The organism is Curvibacter sp. GW821-FHT09D12, assembly GCF_059416245.1.
On sequence record NZ_JBWKOU010000003.1, the window covers coordinates 280,254 to 292,501 of the forward strand.

Genomic DNA, 12,248 nt, shown 5'->3' on the forward strand with positions numbered 1-12,248 from the left:
CAGGCGACTGAACCATTCAGCCAGTCGCCCAATCCTCTCGGCATCTTGCGTTCAGAGCCCAGGCAGTTTGTAGCCTTTGAGCTGGTCGCGCAGCCGAGTTTTCAGCATCTTGCCGGTGGCCCCGATGGGGATGGCGTCGACAAAAATGACGTCGTCCGGGATCTGCCACTTCGCCGTCTTGCCCTCGTAAAAGGCCAGCAACTCCTCTCGCGTCACCTCGGTACCGGGCTTCTTGACCACGGCCACCACCGGGCGCTCGTCCCACTTGGGATGGGGCATGCCGATGCAGGCCGCCATGGCGATGGCCGGGTGGCCCATGGCGATGTTCTCGATGTCGATCGAGCTGATCCATTCACCACCCGACTTGATCACGTCCTTGCTGCGGTCGGTGATCTGCATGAAGCCGTCGGCATCGATCGTGGCCACGTCGCCGGTGGGGAACCAACCCCGCCCCTGCTGGTCCTTGATCAGCGGTTGGCTTCCTTCGTTGCGGTAGTAATCGCCCAGGATCCAGGGGCCCTTGACCAGCAGGTCGCCGTAGGCGCGCCCGTCCCAGGGCAGCTCTTCGCCGTCACCGCCGACGATCTTCATGTCGACACCGAAGATCGCCCGCCCCTGCTTCATGCGGATCTTCATCTGCTCGTCCTTGGACAGGCTCAGGTGCTTGTTCTTGAGCGTGCACAGGGTGCCCAGGGGCGACATTTCGGTCATGCCCCAGGCATGCAGCACTTCCACGCCGTAGTCGTCCTGGAAGGCGTTGATCATGGCCGGCGGGCAGGCTGAGCCTCCGATCACGGTGCGCTTGAGTTGGCTGAACTTCAGGCCACCCGGCTTCATGTGGCCCAGCAGCATCTGCCACACCGTGGGCACGCCCGCGGCAAAGGTGACGCCCTCAGCCTCGATCAGCTCATAGACCGATTTGCCATCGAGTGCCGGCCCCGGGAACACGAGTTTGCAGCCGGTGAGTGCCGCCGAATACGGCAGACCCCAGGCATTGACGTGGAACATGGGCACCACGGGCAGCACCGAATCACGCGCCGACAGGCACATCACATCGGGCAGCGAAGCAGCGTAGGCGTGCAACACGCTGGAGCGGTGGCTGTACAGGGCCGCCTTGGGGTTGCCGGTGGTGCCGCTGGTGTAGCACATGCTCGACGCGGTGTTCTCGTCGAATTCAGGCCAGTGGTAATCGCCGCTTTGAGCCGCAATCCAGGCCTCGTAGCTGACCAGGCCCGGCACGCCACTGTCGGCCGGCAGCTTGTCGGCATCGCACAGCGCCACCCACAGCTTGATGCCGGGGCAGCGCGCATGCACCGCCTGCACCAGGGGCAGGAAGGTGGTGTCGAAACACATCACCTGGTCGTCGGCATGGTTGATGATCCAGGCAATCTGGTCGGGGTGCAGGCGGGGATTGACCGTGTGCAACACGCGGCCCGAACCGCTGACACCGTAATACAGCTCCAGGTGACGGTAACCGTTCCAGGCCAGGGTGGCCACGCGGTCACTGAATTGCAGGCCCAACTTCTCGACCGCATTGGCCACCTGGCGCGAGCGCGTCGCAAGGTCCTTGTAGGTGTAGCGGTGAATGTCGCCCTCGACCCGGCGCGACACAATTTCGCCATCGCCATGGTGCCGATCCGCGAATTCAAGCAGGGTGGAAATCAAGAGGGGTTGGCTCTGCATGAGACCGAGCATGTTGGCTCCTTAAGTTGATTCAGTCGTTCAAGTTAAACCTTGGGGACTGCGCGCCATTGACATGAGTCAACGCAGGCACTAGGGCCATTCACAGCCGCCTCAGGACGATTCTGGCACCGCCAGGACAGCCCACGGCCCACGCATGTCCCATCGGTTACTGTGTGCACTGTCAGGCCGCATCGCCCTTGGCACAAACCGTGTCGTGCCATTGACAGGCCGCTAGGGCAAACCCGAATGGCCCCAGGTCAAAGCCGTCGGTCGCCGAAGGGCTCACAATCGCGCCATGCTTCACGGTATCGACCTCATGGCCAGGCAGTTCCTGGCTGCCCAACCCTGGTATGACGGCCTGCCCGCGGCCGAACAGGAGGCGCTGCAGGCCTCCATACAGACCTTTCTGGCACGCAAGGGCGAGGTGCTCCTGCCACAGGGCCAACGCGTCAACGGCTGGTACGCCGTGCTGTCTGGGCTGGTGCTGCTGGAGAGTGAGTCGCAAGGCCAGCGCCGATCGGCCTTTATCGGCATGCCCGACGGCGAATGGTTTGGCGAAGGCTCGGCGCTCAAGAACGAGCCCCGGCGTTACAACGTGGTGGCGCTGCGCGACACCTGGCTGCTGTGCTTGCCCCAAGAGCGATTCCAGCACTTGTACGCCACCAGCCTGGGCTTCAACCAATACCTGGCCCAGCACCTGAACATGCGGCTGGGTCAGGCCATGACCCTGATCGAAACCGGGCGCATGCGCAGCCCTGACTACCGGGTGGCCCTGCACCTGAGCCGCCTGTTCTGGCGCAGCACCCGCCAGCTGTACGTCACCCAGGAGGAACTCGGCAAGCTGGTTGGCGTGTCTCGCCAGACCGTGAATCGGGTGCTGCGTGACCTGGCGGCCCGAGGCATCATCTCGCTCGACCACGGCCGGGTGCTGATCCGCTGTGATGCCGCCCTGGGGCGCTATCTGGCCAGCGCGGATGACGTCCCAGGCACTCCGAGCCTGCCCCTCCCGTCCTGAGCCATGCCCCTGCACCGCACAGGCGTTTGCCCCTGCAGGACAATGCACGGATGACCGATCTTGCCTCTGTGCCCGCCGCCTCGGACGCCACCCACGACTGGTCCAGCCGCTTCTGTGCCCTGGGCCCCACCTTCTATACCCTGTTGAACCCCAGCCCCCTGCCCGCACCGGTGTGGGTGGGCCGCAGCAAGGCCGCGGCCCGCAGCCTGGGCTTGAATCCGGACTGGCTCGAATCCGACGAAGCCCTGCAGGTGCTCACCGGCAACCAATTGCTCCATGGCATGCGGCCGCTGGCCAGCGTCTACAGCGGCCACCAGTTCGGCGTCTGGGCCGGGCAATTGGGGGACGGGCGTGCCATTTTGCTGGGCCAGACGCCCTCGGGCGATGAACTGCAGCTCAAAGGCAGCGGCCGAACCCCCTACTCCCGCATGGGCGACGGTCGTGCCGTGCTGCGCTCCAGCATCCGTGAATTTTTGTGCAGCGAGGCCATGCACGGCCTGGGCGTCCCCAGCTCCCGTGCGCTCAGTGTGACGGGCTCGCCGGCGCCGGTGCGGCGCGAAACCATCGAAACCGCCGCCGTGGTGGCCCGCACGGCGCCCAGCTTTGTCCGCTTCGGGCATTTCGAGCACTTTGCCGCCCGCGATGAACTGCCTGCACTGCGTCAACTGGCGGACCACGTGATCGACCAATTCATGCCTGAGTGCCGCGAACACCCCCGCTGGCCCGGCAAACCTTACTCCGCCCTGCTGGAACAGGTGAGCGAGCGCACAGCCCGCCTGATGGCCCAATGGCAGTCAGTGGGTTTCTGCCACGGGGTGATGAACACCGACAACATGAGCATCCTGGGGCTGACGATTGACTACGGCCCATTCCAGTTCCTGGACACCTTCGACCCGGACCACATCTGCAACCACAGTGACAGCCAGGGCCGTTACGCTCACCAGCGTCAACCCAACATCGCCTACTGGAACCTGTATTGCCTGGCCCAGGCCCTGCTGCCGCTGATCGGCGAGCAAGACGATGCCCTGGCCGCCCTTGAGTCGTACAAAACGGTGTTCCCTGCCAGTTTCGAGGCCCGCCTGCGCGACAAGCTGGGCTGGTGCGAGCCCCGGCCGGGCGACGGCGAACGAATCGACGGCACGCTGGGCCTGCTGGCCCAGCAGCGTGTCGATTTCACGATCTTCTGGCGCCGCCTGAGCTTGGCGGCCGGCAACGCCGATTACGGCCCCGTGCGCGATCTGTTCATGGACCGAAGGGCCTTTGACGACTGGCTGCCAGGCTACCTGAGCCGGGCCCAGGCCGACGGCAGCACGCCGGATGCCGCCCGGATGCTGCGCAGCAACCCCAAATTTGTGCTGCGCAACCACCTGGGCCAGCAAGCGATCGACAAGGCCCAGGCCGGTGACATGTCCGAGGTGCACACCCTGCTGCAACTGCTGGAGCGCCCCTTTGACGAGCACCCAGGTCACGAGGCCTATGCCGACTTCCCGCCCGATTGGGCGTCTTCCATCTCCATCAGCTGTTCATCATGACCTCTATCCACAAGACCGATGCCGAATGGCAGGCCGAGCTGGCCGCCAAGGGTGCCGAGCCCGGCGCCTTCCAGATCACTCGCCAGGCTGCCACCGAACGACCCTTCACGGGCAAATACGAAAGCCACTGGGCCCCTGGCACCTACCACTGCATGTGCTGCGGCCAGAAGCTGTTCGACGCCGACACCAAGTTCGATGCGGGCTGCGGTTGGCCCAGCTTCTGGCAGGCCGCGCTGCCCGGCGCCATCCGCGAAATCGTGGACCGCAGCCACGGCATGGTCCGCACCGAAACAGTTTGTGCACAATGCGGGGCTCACCTGGGCCATGTCTTTGAAGACGGCCCGGCCCCGACCGGCCTGAGGTATTGCATGAACTCGGCCTCGCTCAACTTCGAACCCAAAGCATGAAGCTGCTTCTCGACTTTTTCCCGATCCTGCTGTTTTTCGCAGCGTTCAAGTTCGCCGGCATCTACGCGGCCACCGCCATCGCCATCGTGGCGACCATTCTGCAGATCGGCTACCTGCGCTACAAGACCGGCAAGATCGAGCCCATGCAGTGGATCAGCCTGGGGGTGATCGTGCTGTTTGGAGGCGCCACGCTGATCTCGCACAACGACACCTTCATCAAATGGAAGCCCACGGTCCTTTACTGGCTGATGGGCTCAGCTCTGTTGATCGGGCAACTGGTCTTCAAGAAGAACCTGCTCAAAAGCCTGATGGGGACCCAAATGGAGTTGCCCGAAGACGCCTGGCGACTGACGCAATGGAGCTGGGTGGGCTTTTTTGCCGTGATGGGCTGCCTGAACCTGTGGGTGGCCTACCACTTTGACACCGATACCTGGGTCAATTTCAAGCTGTTCGGCGGCATGGGCCTGATGTTTGTATTTGTCATCGCGCAGGCCCTGGTGCTGTCGCGCTACATGAAGACCGACGACGCCAAGGATCCCTCATGACGCAGCAGGCTGTCACCGCCCAGGCCATTGCCGACACGCTGCGCGTGGCCTTGCAGACCCACACCCTGGAAGTACTGGACGAAAGCGCAGCCCATGCCGGCCATGCGGGCGCCAACGGCAGTGGTTCGGGCACCCATTTCAGGGTGCGCATCGCCTCGCCCTTGTTTACGGGCCGTTCACGCGTAGCCCAGCATCGGCTTGTGTATGATTCGCTGCGAGATTTCATGGACCAGGGCCTGCATGCCCTCGCCATCGAAGTGCTTTAACCGCCTTATTTGCTTTAACGCCCACCAGGCTTGTCTATCCATCAGGCCCCAAGGCCCCAACATCTCCGGATTTTCTGAGGAACAAGGATGAAGAAACTGTCTCTGGGCAGCATTGCTGCTGCTGCCATTGCCGTCACGCTGGCCCTGCCGGCCTCGGCGCAAAACATTGCCATCGTGAATGGCAAGGCAGTGCCCAAGGCCCGCGCCGAAGCGCTGGCCCAGCAAGTGGCCCGCTCCGGCCGCCCGGTCACCCCTGAGCTGGAAGGCCAGATCAAGGACGAAGTGATCGCACGTGAGATCTTCATGCAGGAAGCCCAGAAGCTGGGTCTGGACGCCACCGAAGACTTCAAGACCCAACTCGAACTGGCCCGTCAGACCATCCTGATCCGCGAACTGTTCGCCGACTTCCAGAAGAAGAATCCGGTCACCGACGAGGAAATCAAGGCTGAGTACGACAAGTTTGCCGCCGCCAACGGTGGCAAGGAATACAAGGCCCGCCACATCCTGGTCGAGAAGGAAAGCGAAGCCAAGGACATCATCGCCCGCCTGAAGAAGGGTGCGAAGTTCGAAGACATCGCCAAGAAGCAATCCAAGGACCCAGGTTCGGGCGCCAAGGGCGGCGATCTGGACTGGGCCAACCCCGGCAGCTACGTGAAGGAATTCACCGAAGCCCTGATCAAGCTCAACAAGGGCCAGACCACCGACGCCCCGGTGCAAAGCCAGTTCGGCTGGCACGTGATCCGTCTGGACGACGTGCGCCAGGCTCAACTGCCCAAGATCGACGAAGTCAAGCCGCAGATTGCCCAGCAACTGCAGCAGCAACGCCTGGCCAAGTTCCAGGAAGACCTGCGCGCCAAGGCCAAGGTCGAATAAGACCCCACCTTGCCGGTTCCATCAAAAAAGCGGCTCAGGCCGCTTTTTTGTTGTCTGAAACCCCATCAGCCTTGGGCGAAGGCCCAGCGCCAGGCCATCAGTGCGCCCAACAGCACAGGCTGGTGCAGCATGTACCAGCTCAGGCTGATGCGGCCCAGGGGGCCCAGCCACCGGCCCCAGAGCGGCAATGGCCGGGTCAGCCAGGCCGGCTGCGAGCGCATCAGCCATTGGCCAGCGGCCAGCCCCCACCACATCACGCCCAGCCAGGGCAGCACGGGCACATAGTCCTCGGTCACCGGCTTGTGGCCGATCAGGCCCAGCCAGTTCAAGGCCCGGCCATCCAACACCGACAAGGCCGGCCAGACCTGGTGCAGCATCGGTGCCGCCCACGCGGCCCCCAGTGCCGCGGCGCCGGCAAGCCACAGCCAGCGCCCCCAGGCGGCGCTCAGGCGGGCCAGGATCAGCATCACCGCCAGGCCGTGCAGCACGCCGAAATAGATGAAGCTGTTGGGAAACATCAGGTACGAGCCCGCGCTGACGGCCAGTGCACAGGCCGCCACCTGGGCCCAGCGCCGCCAGAAGCGCGGCCAGCCCTGGCCCTGGGCCAGGGCCACCGATTGCCCCAGTCCGGCGCACAGCAGGAACAGGCTGACAATCAGAGTGCGCTGAACCGTCCAGAACGGGTCCTGGAAAAAGTTCTGGTGCAGCCACCCGAGGTGGTTGAGATCGAAGCAGAAGTGGTAGGCCGTCATCCACAACATGGCCAGCGCCCGCAGGGCGTCGATGGGGTCAAAACGGGCTGAATTCCGGGTCATGCCCTGAGTGTAGAGGGGCCGATGCATCCGGCTGATCGCCGCATCGTGGGCGGGGCCGCTAAAATCCGCCCTCCTCCTGTCCAGCCGACCGGTCACTGCCGGTGAGCCCACCCATGTCTTTGCTCAACCACCAAATCGAGCTTCTAGCCCCGGCACGCGATGCCGAGATCGGCATCGAAGCCATCAACCATGGCGCCGACGCCGTCTACATCGGTGGCCCCGGTTTCGGTGCCCGGGCCTCGGCCGGCAACGACATCCGCGACATCGAACGACTGTGCCGCCATGCCCACCGTTTTGGCAGTCGCATCTTCATCACCCTCAACACCATCTTGCGCGACGACGAGCTGGAGCCCGCGCGCCAGATGGCCTGGGATGTCTACAACGCCGGCGCCGATGTGCTGATCGTGCAGGACATGGGCCTGCTGGAGATCGATCTGCCCCCGATCCAGCTGCACGCCAGCACCCAGACCGACATCCGCAGCGTGGAGAAGGCCCGCTTCATGCAAGACGTGGGCTTTTCGCAGATCGTGTTGGCACGTGAGCTGACATTGGAGCAGATCCGCGACATCCATCAAGGCCTGGACCCCACGCGCTGCCAGTTGGAGTTTTTCGTGCACGGTGCCCTGTGCGTGGCCTACAGCGGCCAGTGCTACATCAGCCACGCCCACACCGGCCGCAGTGCCAACCGGGGCGACTGCTCGCAGGCCTGCCGCCTGCCCTACCAGGTGACCGACAGCCAGGGCCGCTTCGTGGCGCACGACAAGCACGTGCTTTCGATGAAAGACAACAACCAGTCCGACAACCTGGAAGCCCTGATCGATGCCGGCGTGCGCAGTTTCAAGATCGAAGGCCGTTACAAGGACATGGCCTATGTGAAAAACATCACGGCCCACTACCGACGCCTGATCGACGAGGTGATCGAATCGCGTGAAGGCTCCTACGATCCCGCCCGCCCGCCGCTGGCGCGGGCCTCCAGCGGCCGCACCCGCTTCACCTTCACCCCGGACCCCGACCAGAACTTCAACCGCGAGTTCACCGACTACTTTGTGAACGGCCGCAAGGAGGACATCGGTGCCTTTGACACGCCCAAGAACCCCGGCCAGGCCATCGGCTGGGTGACCCAGGTGGGCCCCAACTGGATCGAACTCGAAACCAGCAGCCCCGCCACGGTGCTGCACAACGGTGATGGTCTCTGCTATTACGACCTGCAAAAGGAACTGGTGGGTGTGGCCATCAACCGGGCCGAGCCGGCGGCGGCCGGCAAGGTGGGGCATTGGCGTGTTTTCCCCAAAGACCCGATGGAGGGGTTCAAGGACCTGCGCCGGGGCACCGAGATCAACCGCAACCGCGACATGGACTGGGTGCGCCTGCTGGAGAAGAAGTCAAGCGAGCGCCGCATCGGGGTGTGGGCTGCGCTGCAGGACACGCCGGATGGGTTTGAACTGCAGCTGACTGATGAAGAGGGTCACCAGGGCCATGCACGGCTGCAGCACCCGCATGAGCCCGCCCGCGATGCCCAGCGCAACGAGGCCAGCCTGCGCGAGCACCTGAGCAAGTTCGGCGCCACGGTGTTCGAACCCATTGATGTGAGCGTGGCCTTGAGCCAGCCCTGGTTTGTGCCCGCCTCGGTGCTCAACCCGCTGCGCCGGGACGCCATCGCGGCCCTGGAGACCGCCCGCGCGGCCGCCTATCAGCGCCCAGAGCGCGGGCAGGCCGTGCAGCCGCCAGTGAATTACCCCGAAGACACCCTCACCTACCTGGCCAACGTCTTCAACGACAAGGCCCGCGCCTTTTATGCACGCCACGGCGTGAAGGTGATCGCCGCGGCCTATGAAAGCCACGAGGAAGAAGGCGAGGTGTCGCTGATGATCACCAAGCACTGTGTGCGATTCTCGATGAGCCTGTGCCCCAAGCAGGCCAAGGGTGTGACCGGCGTTCAGGGCACGGTCCGGGCCGAGCCCCTCACGTTGATCAATGGCAAGGAGAAGCTCACGCTGCGCTTTGACTGCAAGCCCTGCGAGATGCACGTGGTGGGCAAAATCAAGCGATCGGTGCTGAACCAGGCCAAAGCCGAGCCCCTGACCTTCTACCGCACACGCCCTGACGCCAAGCCCCTGCACTGAGCCCACGCAGGGCCGGGCAAGTCCTGACCTGCGTCAAGAGGAGCCGCCGCCACATCCTGCCCACAGGGTCTTGGACATCCAGGAGATGGCTGCCAGAGGTATATTGATTTCACAGGGTTGCCACACCGTGGCAACCGGTTGTTGAAAGGAATCCTCATGCACATCCTCGTGCCCATCGACGGAACCGATTTGTCTCTGGACGCCGTCCGCTTTGCCATCCGCCTGGCCCATGACGGCCTGCAGGCGCATCTGCTGCTGGCCAATGTGCAATCCCCGGCGACCTTGTATGAACTGGTGAAGGCGCCCAACCCCGAGGTGATCGAGCAGATCAGCACCGCAGCGGGCAGCCATGCCCTGGAAAAGGCACAGGCCTTGCTGCATGCCGCAGGGGTGCCCCACCACACCGAGGTGGTGACCGGGGATCCGGTCCCGGCCCTGCTCGATCTGATCGAGCTCAAACGCTGCGCGATGGTGGTGATGGGCGGCCACGGCAAGAGCCTGCTGCGCACGGCGCTGGAGGGATCGGTGTCCCATGATCTGCTGCAGGCCTCTCCGGTGCCGGTGCTGATCGTCAAGCCCCCTGCACAGGACTGACCCAAGCCCAGGGCGCTGTTCAGTCGCCCTGCTGAAGAGCCAGCAGGCCGGCGTTGTCAAGCAGGCGGTAGCGCCGCCCCAGCCGGTCCATGGGCTCAAGAATCCCGTCGCGGACCAGGGCGCTGACCTCGCGGCTGACCGTTTCCAGCTTCAGATCCAGCATGGCGCCCATGTCCTCACGCCGGAACAGCAGCACCTCGTCGGGTTGCTCACGGGTCTGCATCTTGCGCACCAAATGGCTGACCCGTTGCCGTGCCGACCCGAAATTGAGCTCGGCCAGCCAGTCATCCGCGGCCTTCAGGGCCCCTTGCCATTTGGCCATCAGTGCACCATGCAGGCGCGGGCTCTGGGCTGCCAGACCTTGCAAGACCGTCAGCGGTATCCGGCACACAAGCACATCGGAGAGCGCAACGGCTTCGCTGTCGTAACGGCGTGTTACCAAGGCCTCCAGGCCCGCCACATCGCCGGGCCGCACCACGCGCACGATGCGCTGACGCCCGTCAGAGGTCAGGCGAACCAACTTCAGCAGCCCCTTGCGCAGGGTGAAAACCCCCTGTGCAGCCTGTCCCTCCGAATACATGGATTCACCAGCCTTGTATTCGAGGTCGTCTATCGGGGCGTGGATCTGAGCAAAGTCGCGCTCATCCAGCTCGGCGAACAAAGCCATGTCACGCACGGCACAGGCGCTGCAGTCGGAGGTTCCGCGCCAGGCGGATTCGGTCTTGATGGGGATCATGGGCAATGCGCGCGAAAAATGCGTCGTCAAGCCCTGGATTGTGTCCCAGTTGCGCCGCACGAACCAACAAGATGCCCATCTTGCCGTCACGCCGCCCAGGACGGCCGGGCCTTTGTCAGCGTGTCAACGAGCGGTGTCCACAGGCAGCTTGCCCTGGATGAGCTGCAAACGTCGCGTCACATTGACCGCCTTGGCCGGGCGCTCCATCGCGGCTTGCTGTGCCATAAACCAGCCCTGCTGGGCAAGGCAGACCTTCTGTTCCTGGCGGGTCAAGGCCGCCAGCGCAAAACCAGCCACCAGGGCCAGGATGCTGATCGGGGTGAGTGCCGAGGTGCCCTGGCTGCTGAGCCCCATGGAGTGACCCGCCAGATGACCCCAGGCTGCGGCCAGGCCCAACACGATCAGGATGCGTGCAATCTGCCACTGGCGTTGGGCTTGGCTGGATCGCAAGGGTTGAACAATTTGTTTCATATTTTCTCCCTTGCGCGGATGATAAATCCAAACCGGCAACCGCTACCCAGGTCGATTGCAAATTGCCGTTTTCATCTCCCGTGTTGCGGCCAGCGCACAACAAACTCAAGCGTTGCCCAGATCGCGCGGCCGGCTGCGTTGTTGCTTGACCTGCCCGCGCTGACTCTTGTCCTGCAGTCGCCGAAGGCGTGAACCACGGGTGGGCTTGGTCGCTCGCCGTGTCTTGGGAGGGATGGCCACTGAATCGATCAGCGCCTGCAAACGCTGCAAGGCCTCCAGCCGGTTTTGCTCCTGGCTGCGCTGGGTCTGGGCCTTGATCACCACCACACCCTCGGCGGTGATGCGGTGGTCACGCAGCCCCAACAGCCGTTCTTTCAGATCGTCGGGCAGGGAAGCATCGGGAATGCTGTAGCGCAGGTGCACCGCGCTGGACACCTTGTTCACGTTCTGGCCGCCCGCACCCTGGGCACGGATGGCGCTGAACTCCACCTCGTCTTCGCGCACCACCGGGCCCGCGCCGGCGGGGGCTGGGTTGCGGGTTTCGTCGTCCGGGTCCACGCTCACCGCGGTCGGTACAGCTTGAACAGCTGCTCAGGCCCGACGCTGAAGTAATCGGCCGGACCACCCCCACGCAGCACGGGGCCGGCAGCGGCCGTGTCAAAGATGCCGTCGCGCAACAGGCTGCGCTCGATGTGCACCGCCACCACCTCACCCAGCACCAGCCAGGTTGGCACGGTCTCGTGGGCCGCGGTCTGGAGTTGGAGCAACTGGGTCAGGCGGCATTCGAAGTTGACCGGGCTTTCGCCCACCCGTGGCGGCTTCACCAGACGCGAGGCCTTGGGCGTCAGCCCTGTCAGTTCGAACTCGCTCACCTCAGGCGGCACGGCGGCGCAGCTCTGGTTCATGGGCTCGACCAGTGGCCGGTTCACCAGGTTCCAGACAAACTCCCCGGTCTGCTCGATGTTGCGTACCGTGTCCTTGTACCCAATGCTGGCGAACCCCACGATGGGCGGCACGTAATTGAAGGCATTGAAAAAGCTGTACGGTGCCAGGTTCAAGGCGCCGTCAGCCGAGCAAGTCGAGATCCAGCCGATGGGGCGCGGCCCCACGATCGCGTTGAACGGGTCATGCGGCAGGCCGTGGCCCTGGGCCGGTTCGTAAAAATAAGCTTCGTTGTCCAAGGAGTCC

Annotated in this window: 14 protein-coding genes; 8 read left to right on the plus strand and 6 right to left on the minus strand. The window is 64.1% G+C overall.

Annotated elements, in window-relative coordinates; all coding sequences use genetic code 11:
• Positions 1 to 51: 51 nt before the first annotated feature.
• Positions 52 to 1,695 (minus strand): 3-(methylthio)propionyl-CoA ligase, encoded by a 1,644-nt coding sequence (locus AC07PT_RS06110; RefSeq protein WP_494656133.1) that lies wholly within the window; start codon positions 1,693 to 1,695, stop codon positions 52 to 54.
• 283 nt (positions 1,696 to 1,978) lie between these two features.
• Here AC07PT_RS06110 and AC07PT_RS06115 point away from each other — a divergent pair, with 283 nt between their 5' ends.
• The 6 genes from AC07PT_RS06115 to AC07PT_RS06140 all read left to right on the plus strand — a co-directional run bounded on the left by AC07PT_RS06115 (position 1,979) and on the right by AC07PT_RS06140 (position 6,321).
• Positions 1,979 to 2,698 (plus strand): Crp/Fnr family transcriptional regulator, encoded by a 720-nt coding sequence (locus AC07PT_RS06115; RefSeq protein ID WP_494656134.1) that lies wholly within the window; start codon positions 1,979 to 1,981, stop codon positions 2,696 to 2,698.
• A 50-nt stretch (positions 2,699 to 2,748) separates the two neighbouring features.
• Positions 2,749 to 4,230 (plus strand): protein adenylyltransferase SelO, encoded by a 1,482-nt coding sequence (locus AC07PT_RS06120; RefSeq protein WP_494656135.1) that lies wholly within the window; start codon positions 2,749 to 2,751, stop codon positions 4,228 to 4,230.
• Positions 4,227 to 4,637 (plus strand): peptide-methionine (R)-S-oxide reductase MsrB, encoded by a 411-nt coding sequence (msrB, locus tag AC07PT_RS06125; protein WP_492345543.1) that lies wholly within the window; start codon positions 4,227 to 4,229, stop codon positions 4,635 to 4,637. The genes AC07PT_RS06120 and msrB overlap by 4 nt, the downstream gene beginning before the upstream one ends.
• Complete coding sequence (locus AC07PT_RS06130) at positions 4,634 to 5,182, plus strand: septation protein A (protein WP_494656136.1); 549 nt, start codon at positions 4,634 to 4,636, stop codon at positions 5,180 to 5,182. Before msrB ends, AC07PT_RS06130 begins: the two co-directional genes overlap by 4 nt.
• Positions 5,179 to 5,448, plus strand: a complete 270-nt coding sequence (locus AC07PT_RS06135) for a BolA family protein (RefSeq protein ID WP_492345545.1) — start codon at positions 5,179 to 5,181, stop codon at positions 5,446 to 5,448. The genes AC07PT_RS06130 and AC07PT_RS06135 overlap by 4 nt, the downstream gene beginning before the upstream one ends.
• An 87-nt stretch (positions 5,449 to 5,535) precedes the next feature.
• Complete coding sequence (locus tag AC07PT_RS06140; protein ID WP_492345546.1) at positions 5,536 to 6,321, plus strand: peptidylprolyl isomerase; 786 nt, start codon at positions 5,536 to 5,538, stop codon at positions 6,319 to 6,321.
• A 65-nt stretch (positions 6,322 to 6,386) separates the two neighbouring features.
• Here AC07PT_RS06140 and AC07PT_RS06145 read toward each other — a convergent pair whose 3' ends face one another.
• Positions 6,387 to 7,136 (minus strand): acetyltransferase domain-containing protein, encoded by a 750-nt coding sequence (locus AC07PT_RS06145; protein WP_494656137.1) that lies wholly within the window; start codon positions 7,134 to 7,136, stop codon positions 6,387 to 6,389.
• A 113-nt stretch (positions 7,137 to 7,249) separates the two neighbouring features.
• On the opposite strand from AC07PT_RS06145, the gene AC07PT_RS06150 reads away from it, so the two are divergent.
• Complete coding sequence (locus AC07PT_RS06150) at positions 7,250 to 9,259, plus strand: peptidase U32 family protein (protein WP_494656138.1); 2,010 nt, start codon at positions 7,250 to 7,252, stop codon at positions 9,257 to 9,259.
• A 156-nt stretch (positions 9,260 to 9,415) separates the two neighbouring features.
• Positions 9,416 to 9,853, plus strand: a complete 438-nt coding sequence (locus tag AC07PT_RS06155; protein WP_492345549.1) for a universal stress protein — start codon at positions 9,416 to 9,418, stop codon at positions 9,851 to 9,853.
• Positions 9,854 to 9,872: 19 nt separating this feature from the next.
• Here AC07PT_RS06155 and AC07PT_RS06160 read toward each other — a convergent pair whose 3' ends face one another.
• The 4 genes from AC07PT_RS06160 to AC07PT_RS06175 all read right to left on the minus strand — a co-directional run bounded on the left by AC07PT_RS06160 (position 9,873) and on the right by AC07PT_RS06175 (position 12,241).
• On the minus strand, positions 9,873 to 10,589 hold the full coding sequence (locus AC07PT_RS06160; RefSeq protein ID WP_494656139.1) for a Crp/Fnr family transcriptional regulator: 717 nt from the start codon (positions 10,587 to 10,589) through the stop codon (positions 9,873 to 9,875).
• Between the two features lie 123 nt (positions 10,590 to 10,712).
• Positions 10,713 to 11,060: a hypothetical protein gene (locus AC07PT_RS06165; protein ID WP_492345551.1), complete on the minus strand. Its 348-nt coding sequence runs from the start codon at positions 11,058 to 11,060 to the stop codon at positions 10,713 to 10,715.
• A 105-nt stretch (positions 11,061 to 11,165) separates the two neighbouring features.
• Positions 11,166 to 11,618 (minus strand): alternative ribosome rescue aminoacyl-tRNA hydrolase ArfB, encoded by a 453-nt coding sequence (gene arfB / locus AC07PT_RS06170; protein ID WP_492345552.1) that lies wholly within the window; start codon positions 11,616 to 11,618, stop codon positions 11,166 to 11,168.
• Positions 11,619 to 11,620: 2 nt separating this feature from the next.
• Positions 11,621 to 12,241 carry a flavin reductase family protein gene (locus tag AC07PT_RS06175; protein ID WP_494656140.1) on the minus strand — a complete coding sequence of 207 codons (621 nt, stop codon included), beginning with the start codon at positions 12,239 to 12,241 and terminating at the stop codon, positions 11,621 to 11,623.
• Between the last annotated feature and the right edge of the window lie 7 nt (positions 12,242 to 12,248).

Bases quoted from the DNA above. Each gene is read 5' to 3' on its own strand.
- AC07PT_RS06120 (WP_494656135.1), top strand. From the start codon at position 2,749: ATGACCGATCTTGCCTCTGTGCCCGCCGCCTCGGACGCCACCCACGAC.
- AC07PT_RS06140 (WP_492345546.1), top strand. From the start codon at position 5,536: ATGAAGAAACTGTCTCTGGGCAGCATTGCTGCTGCTGCCATTGCCGTC.
- AC07PT_RS06145 (WP_494656137.1), bottom strand. From the start codon at position 7,136: ATGACCCGGAATTCAGCCCGTTTTGACCCCATCGACGCCCTGCGGGCG.
- AC07PT_RS06130 (WP_494656136.1), top strand. From the start codon at position 4,634: ATGAAGCTGCTTCTCGACTTTTTCCCGATCCTGCTGTTTTTCGCAGCG.
- AC07PT_RS06165 (WP_492345551.1), bottom strand. From the start codon at position 11,060: ATGAAACAAATTGTTCAACCCTTGCGATCCAGCCAAGCCCAACGCCAG.
- AC07PT_RS06150 (WP_494656138.1), top strand. From the start codon at position 7,250: ATGTCTTTGCTCAACCACCAAATCGAGCTTCTAGCCCCGGCACGCGAT.
- AC07PT_RS06110 (WP_494656133.1), bottom strand. From the start codon at position 1,695: ATGCTCGGTCTCATGCAGAGCCAACCCCTCTTGATTTCCACCCTGCTT.
- AC07PT_RS06160 (WP_494656139.1), bottom strand. From the start codon at position 10,589: ATGATCCCCATCAAGACCGAATCCGCCTGGCGCGGAACCTCCGACTGC.
- msrB (WP_492345543.1), top strand. From the start codon at position 4,227: ATGACCTCTATCCACAAGACCGATGCCGAATGGCAGGCCGAGCTGGCC.
- AC07PT_RS06115 (WP_494656134.1), top strand. From the start codon at position 1,979: ATGCTTCACGGTATCGACCTCATGGCCAGGCAGTTCCTGGCTGCCCAA.
- AC07PT_RS06135 (WP_492345545.1), top strand. From the start codon at position 5,179: ATGACGCAGCAGGCTGTCACCGCCCAGGCCATTGCCGACACGCTGCGC.
- AC07PT_RS06155 (WP_492345549.1), top strand. From the start codon at position 9,416: ATGCACATCCTCGTGCCCATCGACGGAACCGATTTGTCTCTGGACGCC.